Annotated in this window: 15 protein-coding genes; 9 read left to right on the top strand and 6 right to left on the bottom strand. The window is 70.7% G+C overall.

What is annotated here, in order from left to right; all coding sequences use genetic code 11:
* The first annotated feature begins 809 nt into the window (after positions 1-809).
* The 3 genes from NW895_RS29345 to NW895_RS29335 all read left to right on the top strand — a co-directional run bounded on the left by NW895_RS29345 (position 810) and on the right by NW895_RS29335 (position 4824).
* A complete protein-coding gene (locus NW895_RS29345; protein WP_289939333.1) occupies positions 810-3836 on the top strand; it encodes an aminotransferase class III-fold pyridoxal phosphate-dependent enzyme in 3027 nt (1008 codons plus the stop codon).
* Positions 3837-3970: 134 nt separating this feature from the next.
* Positions 3971-4270, top strand: a complete 300-nt coding sequence (locus NW895_RS29340) for a succinylglutamate desuccinylase/aspartoacylase family protein (RefSeq protein WP_289939332.1) — start codon at positions 3971-3973, stop codon at positions 4268-4270.
* Positions 4271-4287: 17 nt separating this feature from the next.
* The gene (locus tag NW895_RS29335; RefSeq protein WP_289939331.1) at positions 4288-4824 is read left to right on the top strand and encodes a succinylglutamate desuccinylase/aspartoacylase family protein; all 537 of its coding nucleotides are present in this window, start codon (positions 4288-4290) and stop codon (positions 4822-4824) included.
* 128 nt (positions 4825-4952) lie between these two features.
* Here NW895_RS29335 and NW895_RS29330 read toward each other — a convergent pair whose 3' ends face one another.
* Entirely contained in the window at positions 4953-5414 is a 462-nt protein-coding gene (locus tag NW895_RS29330) for a cyclic nucleotide-binding domain-containing protein (protein WP_289939329.1), read from the bottom strand.
* A 256-nt stretch (positions 5415-5670) separates the two neighbouring features.
* Here NW895_RS29330 and NW895_RS29325 point away from each other — a divergent pair, with 256 nt between their 5' ends.
* On the top strand, positions 5671-8070 hold the full coding sequence (locus NW895_RS29325) for a glycosyl hydrolase family 65 protein (protein ID WP_289939328.1): 2400 nt from the start codon (positions 5671-5673) through the stop codon (positions 8068-8070).
* A 70-nt stretch (positions 8071-8140) separates the two neighbouring features.
* On the opposite strand, the gene NW895_RS29320 is transcribed toward NW895_RS29325, so the two are convergent.
* The 3 genes from NW895_RS29320 to NW895_RS29310 form a co-directional block, all read right to left on the bottom strand.
* Positions 8141-8509: a hypothetical protein gene (locus tag NW895_RS29320; RefSeq protein ID WP_289939327.1), complete on the bottom strand. Its 369-nt coding sequence runs from the start codon at positions 8507-8509 to the stop codon at positions 8141-8143.
* A gap of 118 nt (positions 8510-8627) precedes the next feature.
* Positions 8628-9002: a hypothetical protein gene (locus tag NW895_RS29315; protein WP_289939326.1), complete on the bottom strand. Its 375-nt coding sequence runs from the start codon at positions 9000-9002 to the stop codon at positions 8628-8630.
* Between the two features lie 26 nt (positions 9003-9028).
* Positions 9029-9541 (bottom strand): hypothetical protein, encoded by a 513-nt coding sequence (locus NW895_RS29310; protein ID WP_289939325.1) that lies wholly within the window; start codon positions 9539-9541, stop codon positions 9029-9031.
* A gap of 207 nt (positions 9542-9748) precedes the next feature.
* On the opposite strand from NW895_RS29310, the gene NW895_RS29305 reads away from it, so the two are divergent.
* A complete protein-coding gene (locus NW895_RS29305) occupies positions 9749-10741 on the top strand; it encodes a nitroreductase family protein (RefSeq protein WP_289939324.1) in 993 nt (330 codons plus the stop codon).
* Here the strand turns inward: NW895_RS29305 and NW895_RS29300 are convergent.
* Together NW895_RS29300 and NW895_RS29295 are read right to left on the bottom strand one after the other, a co-directional pair.
* Positions 10738-10974 carry a substrate-binding domain-containing protein gene (locus NW895_RS29300; RefSeq protein ID WP_354670124.1) on the bottom strand — a complete coding sequence of 79 codons (237 nt, stop codon included), beginning with the start codon at positions 10972-10974 and terminating at the stop codon, positions 10738-10740. The two genes, NW895_RS29305 and NW895_RS29300, sit on opposite strands and share 4 nt — an antisense overlap.
* A 277-nt stretch (positions 10975-11251) precedes the next feature.
* Entirely contained in the window at positions 11252-11443 is a 192-nt protein-coding gene (locus tag NW895_RS29295) for a LacI family DNA-binding transcriptional regulator (protein ID WP_289939322.1), read from the bottom strand.
* Between the two features lie 298 nt (positions 11444-11741).
* On the opposite strand from NW895_RS29295, the gene NW895_RS29290 reads away from it, so the two are divergent.
* The 4 genes from NW895_RS29290 (at position 11742) to NW895_RS29275 (ending at position 16699) form a co-directional block, all read left to right on the top strand.
* The gene (locus tag NW895_RS29290; RefSeq protein ID WP_289939546.1) at positions 11742-12524 is read left to right on the top strand and encodes an oxygenase MpaB family protein; all 783 of its coding nucleotides are present in this window, start codon (positions 11742-11744) and stop codon (positions 12522-12524) included.
* A gap of 63 nt (positions 12525-12587) precedes the next feature.
* Entirely contained in the window at positions 12588-14813 is a 2226-nt protein-coding gene (locus tag NW895_RS29285; protein WP_289939321.1) for a serine/threonine-protein kinase, read from the top strand.
* Between the two features lie 40 nt (positions 14814-14853).
* Positions 14854-16422 (top strand): NAD(P)/FAD-dependent oxidoreductase, encoded by a 1569-nt coding sequence (locus NW895_RS29280; protein WP_289939320.1) that lies wholly within the window; start codon positions 14854-14856, stop codon positions 16420-16422.
* An 85-nt stretch (positions 16423-16507) separates the two neighbouring features.
* Entirely contained in the window at positions 16508-16699 is a 192-nt protein-coding gene (locus NW895_RS29275; RefSeq protein ID WP_289939319.1) for a DUF2795 domain-containing protein, read from the top strand.
* The last annotated feature ends 17 nt before the right edge of the window (positions 16700-16716 follow it).

Here is a 16716-nt window from a genome sequence, read left to right as displayed (position 1 = left end):
ACAGCCGTCACCGGACGGATCCGGGGCCGTCTCCGGGTAATGCCGCTGACATGCCGCTGGGGCTCCCTGACAGAGATTGTGCACAGGCACAAAATACGGGGTCGATGTCGCGGCCTCGCGTCCCTTGTTGCCGGATTCTCCGCGGTGTTTCATCTGACGCATCACCTCGGGCTGGAGAGAGCTCGTGACATGACCACGCACTTGGAGCAGCCAATGGCACTTCCGTTAGGCACCTGATCCCCAGTCCGCCACCTTGAGCAGGCGCTGCTGAGGGCGCCGCGTTCCTCGGGTCAGTATCAGCGGTTCGCCAGGCGGAGCGGGAGCGAGATCACCCAGGACGCCCCCAGAGACTACGCCGAGCTCAAGGCGAGGGTCGCCTGGGACGTCATAACCGCCGCCGCGTGAGCTGATGCCCGGTCTCGATGAGCGCTCCCCTTTTGCCGGACCGCCCGCCTCGGACCTGATCGCCGACTGGCCCCAGGTGTTGAAGCGCGTCCTGGACCGGGCCCCTGCGGCCGTCGGAGTGGCGCATCGAGGGGAAGTACCAAACCGGGGAGTCCGCCCTGGACCTGTCGCTCGTCGACTTGGCCGAGGTCCGCGCAGCCCGAGAAGCGACCGAGACACAGCCGCGGCAGCCCTGCCCGGCGCCCCCCAAGAACCGCAATCGATCGGACCGTCCGGGAGCCGGCTGACAGCGTCGGGCAAAGGTCCGCACGGGTAGCGGCGGGGGACCGGCCACGCCCTGAGCGTCGTGACGCAGGCCCACGGTGAGTGATGAGCGACCTGACGACGAGAGAGAGAACGCACCGATGACCTCAGCGACCACCACCGGCCAGGACGGAACGACCATCCCCGGTCACACCGGCCAACTGCCGGGCCCGCTCCTCGATCACGTGCTGCGGCAGTCCTTCGGGCTCGAGGGATACGTCCAGCACCCGCTGGGAGGGGAGATCGACCAGAACGTCCGGATCACCGGCGACGACGGCATGCGCTACTTCGTACGGGTCACCCGCGCGGAGCCGGACTCGGCCGACGTCCTCTGGCAGAACTCGCTCTTCCAGCATCTGGCCGCCACCGTTCCCGACCTTCCGGTACCACGGCTGGTCCCGACACGCGAGGGGAAGTTCCTTGCCGCCGTCGTCCACGAGGGCAGAACGCACGTGGTACGCGTGATGAGCTGGCTTGAGGGCCGGGTCCTGGCGGAACTCGACGACCACCCCGCGGCGCTTCTGCGTCAGCTGGGAGAAGCCGCCGGGCGGCTGAGCCTCGGACTCTCCAGCGTGGAGCCACCGGTGGGCTTGGAACCGCACGACTGGGACATGCGCCGGGCCGCTGAGATCGTCGAGGCGTCGCTGCACGCTGTACAGGACGCGGACAAGCGGGAGTCGGTGCGCACGATCATGGGCTGGTACGACGATCTCCTGCCGGCATGGGACCGACTGCCGCGGAGCGTCGTACACCAGGATCTCAATGACGCCAACGTCCTGGCCGACGCCGACGAGGACGGGGTGCTGCGGATCTCGGGCATCGTCGACCTGGGCGACTCGCTCTACAGTGTGCGCGCGGCGGAGGTGGCGATCGCGGCGGGCTACGCCATGGTCCGCAAGGCCGACCCGCTCGCCGCGGCGGCCGAAGTCGTGGCCGGCTTCCACTCGGTGCTCCCCCTCACGGCTGAGGAACTGGCGGCTGTCTATCCGTTGGCGGCCGCCCGGCTGTGCATGAACGCCGTGACGTGGACGCGCCGGGTCGCCGAGAGCGACACCCCGTACGGGCGGACCCGCATGCAACACACCTGGCCCGCGATCGCGCAGGTGGCCGAGGTGTGCCCCGACGTCGCCGAGGCGACGTTCCGGGTCGCGTGTGGGCTCCCCCCGACGCGGGAGCAGCGGGGTTTGGAAGAGGTCCTGGCAGAGGCGGCCCGAGACGGTGCCCCGTACGCACCGGCCCCGCAGCTGCTCGACCTGCGACCGGCAAGTGATCTCTACGACGAAGTCGACTGGCACGACGCGAGGGCGGTGCGCGCGAGCATCGACGACGTCCTCGACGGACGACGGCGGCGGGGCTACGTGCCCCACCTCAGCGCATCGCTGCTCCTGGGGGGCCGGCGCCGCCCGGGAGCCGACGAGCCCGCGACGGTTCAGGTCGGCGGCTCGCTGATCGTGGCCGACGCCGAGGAGGTTTCCAGCCCGCTGTCCGGCGTCGTCGAGGCCCGCGGTGGCGCCGGGATGCCGTTGGTACTGCGACATGCGGTCGAGGGGCTGGAGTTCTGGACGTGCTGGTGGGGACTCGACGACACGCCGCCCGTCGCGGCGACAGTCCCGGCCGGGGCGCCGTTGGGACGCGCCTGCGCGAGCGAGGAGACGGACCCGCTCGGGTCCTGCGTCCAGGTGCAGGTCCACCGCACCGCGCGGATGGCCACGTGGCCGCCGCCTCGTGTCGTGCCGCCTTCCGCACGGCAGGTGTGGAGCCACCTGTCACCCGACCCCGCCCGGCTCCTCGGGTTCACCGAATCCCCCGCCGCGGTCCCCACCATCGACGACGTCGTCTCAGTGCGCCGTCGCCACATCGCTCGCTCCCAGCGCAACTACTACCGCACCCCGATGAACCTTGTGCGTGGGCGGGACGTGTGGTTCCACGACGAGGACGGCCTGGCCTATCTGGACTCGCTGAACAACGTCACCCACGTCGGCCATGCCGAGCCACGCGTGACGGCCGCCGCCACCCGACAGCTGCGCAAGCTCAACACCAACAGCCGTTTCGTCTACCCGCAGATCGCCAGTTACGTACAGAAGCTGGTAGCCACCCTGCCCGACCCGCTCGAGGTCGTCTTCCTCGTGTGCACTGGCAGCGAGGCGAACGACCTGGCGCTGCGGATCGCCCGCCAGGTGACAGGTCGTCAGCACATCGTCAACATCGACGGCGCGTACCACGGAAACACCGGCGTGGTGACCGGGATCAGCCCGAACCGCTACAAGGGCCCCGGCGGCGCCGGTGCGCCCGCGACCACCCACGAGGTCGTCATCCCGGACCGCTACCGCAGCACCTACGGGTACGACGACGCGGACGCCGGAGTCAAGTACGCGCGCGACGCCGCGGCCGTCATCGAGCGGATCACGGCCGACGGCCGACCCCCGGCCGCCTTCATCGCCGAGTCCCTGATGGGATCGGGTGGGAACATCGTGTTCCCCGACGGCTATCTCGACGGCGTGTTCACCGCTGCCAGGCGGGCGGGCGCCCTGTGCATCTCCGACGAGGTCCAGGTCGGCGTCGGACGACTCGGGCCCTGGTGGGGGTTCGAGCTCCAGGGGGTGGTCCCGGACATCGTCACGATGGGCAAGCCGCTCGGGAACGGGCATCCCCTCGCGGCGGTGGTCACGACTCGGGAGATCGCCGACGCGTTCGACACGGGCATGAAGTACTTCAACACCTTCGGCGGCAACCCGGTCTCCTGCGCGATCGGCGAGGCCGTGCTCGACATCGTCGAGCAGGATGGGCTGAGGGAGAACGCCGTGAGTGTGGGCGGGTACTTCGCCCAGTCGCTGCGCGAGCTCCAGCAGCGCCAACCGCTCATCGGTGACGTACGGGCCGCAGGCCTCTACCTCGGCGTCGAACTGGTCCGTAACCGCACCACCAAGATGCCGGCCACTGAGCAGGCCTTCATGGTCACCGAGCTCATGAAGGAGCGAGGTGTCATCGTCTTCCCCAATGGCGTGCACGACAACGTACTGAAGATCAAACCGCCCATGACCTTCCGCCGCGAGCACGTGGATCTCTACGTCGACGTGCTGGACGAGGTCCTGTCCCTGCCCGAGCTGCGCTCGGCCGTTCAGTCCTGAGACGGGCAACCGCCTACTGAGGCCCGCCATGGGCGGATCGCCACGGACCTCGCCCTGGAGCGCCGCGCCTCCCAGTCGATCGACTTCATCACACAAACGGCCGTTCCCGGCCTGAGTCAGAAACGAGGAAACACATGACCCTGACCATCGGCGCGCTGAGGGCTGAGCCCGGCCAGAAGGCCCGCGGGAGCCTGCCCGCCGACCTGGGCACCACGACGGTGGACGTTCCTCTGATCCTCGTCAACGGCTCCCGCCCCGGCCCCAGGGTCGTGATCACCGGCGGTGTCCACGGCGGCGAGTTCATCGGCGTCGACGCCGCCACCCGCCTGGCCGGGCTGCTGGAACCGGACGAGGCCGCCGGCCAGCTGGTGATCTGCCCCGTGACCAATCCGCCGGCCGTCTACGGGGGCAGGAGACCGGCGACGACGAGCTGAACGCGAAGAACAAGGCGATGGCCCACGCGGTCGGATACGAGCGGGTCATCTTCGGCACCAGCCCGGACGGCGGCAACAGCCACGCCGCGGCGAACCGGCAGGGCATCCCCGCGATCCTCGTCGAAACCGGAAAGCTCGGCGACCGCGACCCCGCCACCGTGCGCAGGCTCCTCGACGCCCTGTACCGGCTCCTGCACCACCTCGGTGCCATCGGGGCGTCGGAGCACATCAAGCAGCCGACCGTGCAGCCACGCGAGTGGATCTGGACGGGCGACGTCGAGTCTCCGGCCGCAGGCCTCTGGTACCCGGACGCATGTCACCGGCGACGAGGTCACCGAGGGACAGACCATCGGCCGCATCATCGACCCGGTCGACGGCACCGAGCACAAGATCACCGCCAACGCCACCGGAAAGATCGTCTACAACATGAACGGACTCTCCGTCCGCCCCGGCACGCATCTCGCCGCCATAGCCACCCCGCACCACTGACGGGCCGCACGCCCGCCCACGCGAGGACCGCCGCCTCCAGCTCGATGGCGGCCTGCGCCTCGTAGCGGGCTCGGTGGCAGATCCCGGCCAGCGAGGAGACCGCGTGGCCTGGTGCCAACTAGCGAGCCCGGTCACAGTGGTGTGACTCAGCACCGGAAGCCGACCTGCCCGTCCGGGCGGGCGGCCGGCAGACCTAGTCGGGCACCTCGCCCGCGCCGTGGGGTGCGTACAGGTCGAGCAGCCGCACTCGGGCGGACCTGAGCCGGCGCGCGAGCACGCCGACGACGTAGGTGCACAGCTCGTGGTCCAGCCCCGCGTCCTTCGCGCACATCTCACGGACCGCCGCCGCGTCGAACTCGTAGGCGCGCACCGGGCTGGCGGCCTCGGCCCCCAGATGCCAGTGATGGGGAGGGACCAGCCAGGACCAGCCCAGCAGTCTCCCGGCACCGAGGGTCTCGATGACCGCTGCTCGCCGGCCGGGCACATGGAGATCGAGAGCCACCGTGCCGGTGTGGATGATCCAGAAGCGGTCGGCCTTTCCGCCCTCGTCGAAGATGCGCTCACCCGTTGCGAACGACACCTCCCGAGCGAGCGACATGAGCTCCTCGCGATGTTCCTTGGTCAGGGCGCCGAAAACGCCGGGTCTCGTCACCATGGTCTTCCCTTCTCCATGGCCTCGAAGGTGGAGGCGGGCCTCGCCTCCATCACAGTCCACGATCGCCACTTACCGGCGGGGTGCAACCGGGGCCGCGGCCGGCACGACAGCCGATCCGCGTGTCACGAAAGCCGGTCCATGGGTCGCGACGGGCACAGGGCGGTGCGACGGTAATCACAGGAGGTCTCGTTGCCGCACGCACCCTCAGCGAGCCAGAACTCCCGCACCTGGGTGATGGGAGAGGGGGAGACCGCAGATGTCGGAGTGGACCTGGGAGTACGACGGGTACGACCCCGCCGCCGAGCGCTTGCGCGAATCGTTGTGCACGCTCGGCAACGGCTACTTCGCCACCCGCGGCGCAGTGCCCGAGTGCAGAGCGGGCCTGGTGCACTACCCGGCCACCTACGTGGCCGGGGTCTACAACCGCCTGGAGTCGACCGTGGCGGGGCGCCAGGTGGTGAACGAAGACTTGGTGAACCTCCCGAACTGGCTGCTCCTGCGGTTCCGTCTCCGTTCCGCCGACGGAGGAGTGGGCCCGTGGTTCTCTCCCGACGTGCGGCAGCCGCTCGACCACCGACACACCTTGGACCTGCGCCGTGCCACGCTGACGCGCACCTTCTGGTTCCGGAACGGCGAGGCGGGTGTGCTGAGCGTGCAACAGATCCGCCTGGTGCACATGGGGGACCCCCACCTGGCCGCGTTGCGGACCGTGTTCACCACCGAGGAGTGGTCGGGGGAGATCGAGGTGGAATCCGTCCTCGACGGCGACGTGATGAACAGCAATGTGCACCGGTACCGGTCCCTCAACCGCAACCACCTGGCCCATGTGCGGACCGGGACAGCGAACGACGACACGGCCTGGCTGCGGTGCCGCACCAGCGCCTCCCACGTCGGTATCGGTATGGCGGCCCGTACCGTCGCCGTCGGACGGCCGCCGACATCGTCGCAGCTGCGGCCCTCCCGCCGGCGCGCCGCGCACCGGCTGGTGCTGCCGATCGCCCCGGGCCGACCCGCCGTGGTCGAGAAGACCATGGCCCTGCACACCTCACGTGACCTGGCGATCAGCGACCCGCTGGAGGCGGCGCTCGACCGGGTGACCGCGGCCCCCGGCTTCTCGGCGCTGCTGGACTCCCACGTCGCGGCGTGGGCGCGGTTGTGGCGGCGCGCGGACGTGCAGGTGCCCGGGGAGGCGGGCCGCGTTCTGCGCCTGCATCTGTTCCATGTGCTGCAGACGTTGTCGCCGCACACCGCGGAGCTGGACGTGGGGGTGCCGGCCCGCGGGCTGCACGGCGAGGCGTATCGGGGCCATGTCTTCTGGGACGAGCTGTTCGTCCTGCCGTATCTGAACCTGCACCTTCCCGAGGTCTCGCGGGCGCTGCTGAACTACCGTCACCGGCGCCTGCCGCAGGCGTGCCGCGCGGCCCACGCGGCAGGCCGGGCGGGGGCCATGTACCCGTGGCAGAGCGGCAGTGACGGGCGGGAGGAATCCCAACAGCTGCATCTCAATCCCCGTTCGGGCCGCTGGCTGCCGGACAACTCCCGGCTCCAGCACCATGTCGGCTCCGCCATCGCCTACAACGTGTGGCAGTACTGCGAAGCGACCGGCGACACCGAGTACCTGCACACCAAGGGCGCGGAGATGCTGCTGCAGATCGCCCGCTTCTGGGCGGACGGTGCCCAACTCGACCCGCAACTCGGCCGCTACCGCATCCGCGGTGTGGTCGGCCCCGACGAATACCACGACAGCTACCCGGAGGCCGCCCGTCCGGGCCTGGACGACAACGCGTACACCAACGTCACCGCCGCCTGGGTCCTCAGTCGCGCTCTGGATCTCGCGCGGGGCATGCCCGCATGGCGCAGGGAGGAACTCTTCGAACGCATCGAGCTGGACAGCGGCGAACTCGCGAAGTGGGAGGACGTCTCCCGGCGGCTGCTCGTGCCCTTCCATCGGGGTGTCATCAGCCAGTTCGACGGCTACGGCGATCTCGCCGAGCTCGACTGGGACGCCTACCGCGCACGCTACGACAGCATCCGGCGCCTGGACCGGATCCTGGAGGCCGAGGGCGACACCGTCAACCGCTACCAGGCCTCCAAGCAGGCCGACGTCCTGATGCTCGGTTATCTCTTCTCGCCCACCGAACTGCGGGGGCTGTTCCGCCGTCTCGGCCACGACCTGGACGACGAGGTGTGGCGCCGGACCGTCGACTACTACCTGAGGCGGACCAGCCACGGCTCCACTCTCAGCGGCGTCGTCCACGCCTGGGTCCTCGCGCGGGTCAGGCAGGCGGAGGCATGGCAGTACTGCCAGGAGGCCCTGGAACAGGATGTCGCCGACCTTCAGGGCGGCACGACCGGCGAGGGCGTCCACCTCGGCGCCATGGCCGGGACCCTGGACCTGGTCCAACGCGGCCTGACCGGTCTGGAGACCCGCGAGGACGCCCTCCGGCTGGACCCGGTGCCGCTTCCGGCGCTGTCCGCATACGGATTCTCACTGCGCTACCGCGGCCACTGGGGCGTCGGTGTACGGCTGCAGAGCGGACAGCTGCGGATCGGCATCCCCGACTCGGAGGAATCACCCGTCCGCCTGGTCCTGACCGACCGGACGGTCACCATCGCACCGGGAGAGACGCGCACGCTCCCGCTGCCGGAGAACTGACCTCCGGCAAGCGGTCGTGGATGTCAGCCACGCAGTGCTCGGCGGGCATGCGGCCGTTCCCCATCCGGGGTCAGACCCGCCAGTCGAGTTGCGGCTCGGGGACACCGACGGACCGCCCATAGCGCTGGGCTTCGCTGCGGCCTTCGGCCTGCCCACGGGGGTAGCGGAAGACCTTGTCGGCAAAGACCACGAACGTCTCGTCCGCGGTATGGAAGTCGGTGTACCAACCTCCCGATGAGGCGAGGCAGGAAGCAAGCTGATCCGCGAGGCGCTGGGCGGCGGACTCCTCGGCGGAGAATTCCATGAGTGTCCAGTGCCGTGGCTGGTCATCTCCCCGGTCCGTCATCTCGATCCGTGTCAGCTTGGTGATCTGCAGGGGGACCCCGGTCAGCTGGGCTCCGACCCGCAGGCTCTCGGCGATCAGCACTCCCTGAAGCATCCGGACCTCCTTGAAGTCGGTGTCGTGAGACTAACTTCTATTCCCCGAACGCTTGTTGAGTCGGCAGCTGGTTGCTGGTGGTGATCAGGGACCGGACCCGAAGCCGGACCGCCGATGATCAAGCGAAGAGCTGGAAGAAGGTCGGGAAGGTTCCGAGGACGCCGAGCGCGATGAGCACGAGGCTGATGACAAGGGCGCGCACGGTTTCGAACGGCTTGTTGCGCAGCGCGACGTGCAGGACGGCCCAGGCCAGCAGCCACACGACGACGGCCAGGATGGTCTTGCCGGACAGCGGGCCGACCGAGTCGCTCCACTCCAGGCCGTCCCGGACGGTCGTATCGGCCTCGGTGAGCGTGGTGAGCAGGCCCAGCGCGGTGCATCCGACACCCGCGGCGATGATCGCTGCCGAGATCGGCCCCTCCGCCTTCTCGCTGAGGGGGAACTCCTCTTCCCGTCCGCCTCCGGACGGTGTCCCCGGGTTCTTGGCCTCCATGCCCGTGGCCTCCTTTCAGAGCCTGGTCACTGGACGGGTTCCACCTTGGTGATGAAGGCGCCGAATGCCCCGGCCACCGCAGCGAATGCGAAGGCGAGGACGAACAGGGCGATGGTGGTGTGGCGGACGCGGTTGTGCCGGATCAGGCCGGGGCCGTAGTACCAGACGATGAAGGCGACGGCGGTCGCCAGAATCGGGCTGAGCCATGCGATGTGCTCCTTCCACTCCATGCCGAACTCGTGCCAGTCCGCCGTGTCCGGGTCGGCGAGCAACTGTGACCTCGGGCTGTCCGGGGTGTCCTCTCGGTACCACGGATAGACGACCCAGGTGCCGGTGATCACCGTCGCCCATGCCGCCACCGCCATGGCGGTGACCCCGATCCGCACCCGCCGCATCCGCTGCACCACTCCCTCGTGGGTCATCAGAGCGGGCTTGAGGCTGTACAGCTCGGCCAGCCCACCGGCGAAGGCGAGCAGGAAGGCGGCGCCGAGGATCATGCCGTGGATGAGGGTCCACCACTCGCGCTCGGTGAAGCTCACAGTCCGTCTCCTGTTCGGTCCTGACCGCCGGCGTACCGCCAGTGCGGCTCTGCGCGACTGGTGGAGAAGAGCATCTTGCCAGAAAAGGGATGAATAGTGACATTATCGTCTCGGTTCACCTCTGCGGTGCGGGCGCGCCGCGACTACCGTGAGGAGAGGCCGGCCGCTGTGGCGCCCAGGCCGATCTGCTCCCGGAGGGAGGTCCTCGTGTCCGCACAGCCTCTCGACACCAGGACCGTGACGGCCCTCGTCGGCGACGCCACGGCCGCGCCGTCCATGCACAACGCACAGCCATGGAAGTTCCGCTTCCTGGCCGCCGACCGCACCTTCCAGGTGCGCGCGGACCCCGAGCGCGCCATGCCACACGCCGACCCCACCACCCGCGCCCTCCACATCGGATGCGGCGCGGCCCTGTTCAACCTGCGCGTCGCCGCAGCTCACGCGGGCTGGGAGCCGGCCACCCGACTGCTGCCCGACCCAGCGGACCCGGAACTGCTCGCGACGGTGGACCTGACCGGTCCCGTACGCCCGGAGACCGAGCTCGCCCCGCTGTACCCCGCCATCAGCCGTCGGCACACCAGCCGCCGTCCGTTCTCGGACGAGGACATACCCCGCGCCGTACAGGACGCCCTCTGCGGTGCTGCCCTGCGGGAAGGGGCGCGGCTGCTCTTTCCGTCCGAATGGCATGTGGAGTCCGTGCTCGACCTGGTCCAGGATGCCGAGGGACGCGACGCGTCGGACCCCGGCCGGCTTGAGGACCTCGTCCACTGGACCCGTATCGGTGCCGATGCCGTCGCCGCGTCGTCGGACGGAATCCCCGACTACGCCTTCGGCCCGCGCAAGCGGGACGGCAGGGCCCCGGTGCGCGACTTCGCGGGCCGGCGTCCCGTGAGCAACCGCGAGGTGGCCACGTTCGAGAGCAAACCCCATCTGGCCTTGCTGGGCACAACCGGCGACTGGCCGGAGGACTGGCTCAAGGCCGGGCAGGCCATGGAGCGCGTCCTGCTCGAAGCAACCCTCGACGGACTGGCAACCTCGCTCACGTCCCACGCGCTCGAATGGCGGGAACTCCGCTGGGCTGTGCGCGATCCGCAGTCGGCGATGGGGTTCGTACAGATGGTGCTGCGTCTGGGATACGGCGAGCCGGGCCCGGTGACACCACGTCGCCCGGTGGACGACGTACTGGACATCGAGCCTTAGGGGAGGCTTGCATCACGCGGTACCCGTGACCGCCGAGGGAGAGTGAGACCTGGTCCGGACGCCACGTGGCGCGGACGTCGACGTCCGCAGCACCAGCTCCGTGGCGAGCTCGGGCCCTGGGCGAGTTCCAGAAGCACCCGGGTCGCCTCGCGCCCCAGCTCCTCGAACGGCTGGCGGACCGAGCTGAGCGGCGGGCAGGCCATGGCCGCCACCAGTGTGTCGTCGAAGGACATGACCGCCAGGTCGTCGGGAACGGCGAGCCCCTGCCGGCGCGCGGCCTCCAGCACTGCACGCGTGCCGCCCCCGCCAGTGAGTGCGAGCGGCCCGCGACCATCCCGGTCCGGGTGTGCCCGAGGCCCAGCAGGTGCTGTACGGCCTCCCGGGCCCCGCTCCAGTTCGTCACCCCGATGCCGGGAATGTCCTCCGTGGGTGCGCTGAGCGGATCGATCAGTACGACCGGCAGCCGCTGCTCGACGATCCGGCGCTGGTCCTCCTCGGACAGCATCGAGATCACGATGACGATCCCCGCCGCCCCGAGGCCCACTCCAGCAGGTCCTCGACCCGGGCCCGTGTCGCAGCGCCCACGTCCCGGCGCCGGTGCACCACCTTGGACACGGTGCTGAGCGAGACGCCCGCCTCACTGGCGATGCTCGTCAGCAGCCCGTACTGCGCCTCCTGCCGGCCCTTGCCTCGACCTCTCACCCGACGCCCGTCCCGCTTCTCATCGCACTTCGCCGCAAACCATTCCGGCCCGGCAGGCTAGGGCAAGACCGGACATTGGGTGCGTCGGCATACGGCCGACCGCGGCGAACCTGTATGGGGCCGGAGAACTCAGCCGCAAGAGGCGTCCGCGAAGGACATGGTGGTTCCGGCTTCACGGCTGACCGCGTGTTCGGGCTGTGACATCGTGGCGGCTGTGGCGGAGGCGAGCGATACGACCGAGGCCGACCCGGGGCTCTTCGGCCCGCAGTCGGTGACCTGGCAGGCGCACGGCGACCCCATGATGTGGATCGCCGGCATCCGCGCGCTCTACCTCCAGGCCCTGCACCCCCGCGCCGTACGCGGCGTCATGCAGAACTCCGACTTCCGGCGCGACGCCTGGGGCCGGTTGATGCGCACCGCGAACTTCGTCGGCACGACGACGTACGGGACCACCGAGGCCGCCGAGAGGGCGGGCGCCCGTGTACGGAAGATCCACAGCATGCTGCAGGCGACCGATCCGGACACGGGGGAGCGGTACGGGATCGACGAACCCGAGCTGCTGCTGTGGGTGCACTGCGCGGAGATCGACTCCTACCTGCATGTCCTGCGCCGCTCCGGATTCCCGCTCACCGACGCGCACGCCGACCGCTACGTGGCCGAACACCGGGAGAGCGCCCGCCTGGTGGGCCTCGACCCCGGCACCGTCCCCGCGAACCGCGCACAGCTGGCCGCCTACTTCGAGACGGTGCGCCCCGAACTGGCCGCGGGAGACGAGGCACGAGACGTCGACGACTTCCTGCTCCGCCCGCCGACGCACCCACTCCTCGTCCCGGCGCGCGAGGTGCTGTGGCGGCGCGTGGCACAACTGGCGTACGCCTCTCTACCGCCTTACGCCCATGAGCTGTACGGCAGACCGGCCCCCTCGTCCGCCGCCGTCACCCGGCGCCTGCGAGTCGCCGGTACCCTGCTGCGCTGCGTTCCCGCACGTCTGCGCTGGCAACTCCCGCCCAAACACATCCTCCGCGCCATGGCACGGCTCGGGCCGGGCGTGCGTCCGGCGCCGTACAAAGTCGGACGATAGCCCGCCATACTGGGCGAGCCAGGGGAGGGCAGGGCGAAACAGTTACGGGGGCGGGCGCAGGAGATGGGGGACAGCGGGCTGATCCACGGCCGCTATCGGCTGCTCGACCTGATCGGGCGCGGCGGCATGGGCGAGGTGTGGCGGGCGCGGGACGAGTCGCTGGGCCGGCACGTCGCCGTCAAGTGCCTCAAGCCGCTGGGCGCGCACCACGACCAGTCCTTCAGCAGCGTGCTGCGGGAGCGGTTCCGTCGTGAGGCACGCGTGGCCGCCGCCCTCCAGCACCGCGGGGTGACCGTCGTGCACGACTTCGGCGAGTCCGAGGGCATCCTCTATCTGGTCATGGAGCTGCTGGAGGGCCGTAACCTCAGCCAGCTCCTGGAGGACAACAAGGGGCACCCGCTGCCGGTCGACGACGTCGTCGACATCGCCGAACAGGTCACCGCCGCACTCGCCTACACGCACGAACGGGGCATCGTGCACCGGGACCTGAAGCCCGCGAACATCGTGCGGCTCGCCGACGGCGCGGTGAAGATCTGCGACTTCGGCATAGCCCGGCTCGGCCATGACGTCGGCTTCACCGCCCGCCTGACCGGAACCGGCATCGCGATGGGCACCCCGCACTACATGTCACCGGAGCAGATCGGCGGCGACGAGGTCGACCACCGCAGCGATCTGTACTCCTTCGGCTGCGTGCTCTACGAGATCGCCACCGGCGTACCGCCCTTCGACCTCGACGACGCCTGGGCGGTCCTCGTCGGCCACCGCGACACCCCGCCGCAGCCCCCGCGCTGCCACCGCGCCGAGCTGCCCGAGTACCTGGAGAAGATCGTCCTGGACCTGCTGGCCAAGCAGCCCGGGCAGCGCCCGCGCGACGCCCGTGAGCTGGCCCGCCGGATCGCCGCGGGGCGCACGGCCCCCCTGTACCTGCCGACCGTGCTGACGCCGCGTCCGCAGCCGGTGGGGCTCGGTGGACGGCGGATGCCGTCCTGGACGTACGGCATCAGCACCGGCCCCAAGGCGGCCGGTACCGGGCTGCGTACGACACCGCCGGATCCGGGGGCCGGCCTGTCCGGGGAGTGGATCCCGCGGCCCAAGACCGGCGACACGCCGGAGCCCGTACCGGACGAGCGGCCCGCACCGCCGCCGGAGGCCGTCGTCGCGCTGGCCGGGCGGCACAACGCCGGCCTGAGCCTGGGGCGGCTCGGCCGCTGGCCGGAGGCCGGGGAGGTGCACCGCGCGGTGGCCGCCGAGCGCGAGCACCTCCTCGGGCCGGACCACCCCGACACCCTCGCCAGCCGTTACGAGGTCGCCTTCACTCTCAGCCGCACCGGCCGCCCAGCCGACGCGCTGCGCGAGTACAAGCACGTCACCGAGGCCAGGATCCGGGTGCTCGGCCCCGACCACCCCGACACCCTCGCGGCCCGTCAGGAAATGGCTTACGTACTGGGCCGGTTGGGCCGCCACTTCGACGCCCACCGGGTCTACACGTCGGTGCTGGACGCCCGGGAGCGCACGATGGGGGCCGACCACCCCGACACCCTGCGCTGCCGCCACAACCTCGCGTTCAACCTCAGCAGACTCGGCCGCCTGGAGGACTCCTACCGCATGGCCTGCGACGTGGCCGCCGCCCGCGCCCGCGTACTCGGAGCCCTTCACCCCGACACGCTGGTCACCCGTTACGAGGTCGCCTACGCCCTCGGGCAGCTGGGACGCTGGCAGGAAGCACTGCGGACCTATCAGGAGGTCGCCGAGGCCCGTGCCCAGGCGCTGGGCCCCGACCACCCCGACGCACTCGCCGCCCGCTACGAGGTCGGCATCAGCCTGGGCCGCCTCGGCCGCAGCGCGGAAGCGGTGCGGCTCTACCGCGACCTGATCGCCGACCGCACCCGCGTCCAGGGCCCCGACCACCCCGAGACCCTGCGCGCCCGCCATGGTCTCGGCGTCAACCTCGGCCGGCTGGGCCGCTGGGAGGAGGCCCTCGCCGAGTCCCGCGACGTCTGCGCGTCCCGTGAGCGCGTCCTCGGCCCGGACCACCCGGACACCCTGGTCAGCCGCCGCGAGGTCGCCGTCGGCCTGGGCTGGCTGGGCCGCTGGTCGGACGCCCTCGCCGAGTACCGGACAGTGGCCGCCGCCCGCGAGCGCGTTCTCGGCGCGGACCACCCCGACACGCTCGCCAGCCGCAACGACGAGGCCCACTGCCTGGAACAGCTCGGCCACCGCGCGGAGGCGGCCGAGCTGTACCGCAGGGTCGCCGTGCTGCGGCAGCAGCGCACCTCAGGAGGGCACTGACCGTCTGGCCGACCCGGATCACCGCGTGTTACGAAGAACCATGACCGCACACGAGGGATCCCGGACGTACGACGCCGTCATCGTCGGCGGTGGCCACAACGGCCTGGTCGCCGCCGCCTACCTGGCCCGGGCCGGGCGTTCCGTGCTGGTGCTGGAGCGGCTCGACCACACCGGAGGGGCGGCCGTGTCCACCCGCCCGTTCGCCGGGGTCGACGCACGCCTGTCCCGGTACTCGTACCTGGTCAGCCTGCTGCCGGAGAAGATCGTGCGGGACCTCGGCATCGGCTTCCGGGTCCGCTCCCGCACCGTCTCCTCGTACACCCCCGTCGAGCGGGGCGGACGCCCGACCGGCCTCCTCGTCGGCGGCGGTGAGCAGCGCACCCGGGAGGCGTTCGCCCGGCTCACCGGCTCCGACCGCGAGTACGAGTCCTGGCAGCGCTTCTACGGCATGACCGGCCGTCTCGCCCAGCGGGTCTTCCCGACCCTCACCGAGCCGCTGCCCACCCGCGACGAACTGCGCCGCCGTGTCGACGACGAGCACGCCTGGCGGACCTTCTTCGAGGAGCCGATCGGCGTCGCCGTCGAGGAGCACTTCGCCGACGACCTGGTGCGGGGCGTCGTCCTCACCGATGCCCTCATCGGCACCTTCGCCGACGCCCACGACCCCGGGCTGCGGCAGAACCGCTGCTTCCTCTACCACGTCATCGGCGGCGGCACCGGCGCCTGGGACGTACCGGTCGGCGGCATGGGCGCCCTCACCGACGCGCTGGCCGCGGCGGCGCGCGAGGCGGGCGCCGTCCTCGCCACCGGGCACGAGGCGGTACGGATCGACACGGACGGGCGGACGGCCGAGGTCACCTACCGGACGGCCACCGGCGAAGGCGTCGCCGCCGCACGGCACGTCCTGGTGAACGCCTCCCCGCAGGAGCTGGCGGCCCTGACCGGCGACACGCCCCCGGCGCCGGCCGAGGGCGCTCAGCTCAAGGTGAACATGCTGCTCAGGCGGCTGCCGAAGCTGCTCGACCGCTCGGTCGACCCGCGCGAGGCGTTCGCCGGCACCTTCCACATCGCCGAGGGCTACGACCAGCTGGCCGCCGCGCACGCCCAGGCCGCGGCCGGAGAGCTGCCCGCCGCCCCGCCCTCCGAGATCTACTGCCACTCGCTCACCGACCCCACCATCCTCGCCCCCGACCTGGCCGAGCGGGGCTACCAGACGCTCACCCTCTTCGGCCTCCACACACCCGCCCGTCTGTTCGCACGGGACAACGACGCCGTACGGGAGGACCTCCTGAAGGCGACGCTCGCCCAGCTCGACGCCCACCTCGCCGAGCCGCTCGCCGACTGCCTGGCGACCGACGCGGACGGACGGCCCTGCATCGAGGCGAAGACCCCGCTGGACCTGGAGCGGGACCTGAGACTGCCCGGCGGAAACATCTTCCACCGTGCCCTGACCTGGCCGTATGCCCAGGAGGGCACCGGCCGCTGGGGCGTGGAGACCCGGCATGCGAACGTACTGCTGTGCGGGGCGGGCGCGGTGCGCGGGGGAGGGGTGAGCGGGGTGCCGGGACACAACGCGGCCATGGCGGTGCTGGAGGTGCGGGGCGGCTGAGGGACTGCATGCGTCGGGGCGTGAGGGGTACCGCGACATAACGGGGATTCCGTACATCCGTCCCATACGGCACAGGGAGGCTGTCATGGCGGAACTCAGCCCCATCGACCTGCAGAAGGCCCTCAGCGGCATGGACTACCCGACGGACAAGAAGCACCTGGTGGAGCGTGCCCGCAAGAACAAGGCCGACGAGAAGGTCGTCCGAAGCCTCGACAATCTGAAGCAGGACCACTTCGACGGACCGAACGAGGTACAGAAGGCCGTCTTCAACCAGTAGCGGACGGCTCCCGTCCG

The sequence above is a fragment of the Streptomyces sp. S.PNR 29 genome, from assembly GCF_030386795.1.
GTDB lineage: Bacteria > Actinomycetota > Actinomycetes > Streptomycetales > Streptomycetaceae > Streptomyces.
The sequence above is the reverse complement of the archived record's forward strand: the minus strand, read 5'-3'. Positions and strand labels throughout refer to the sequence as shown.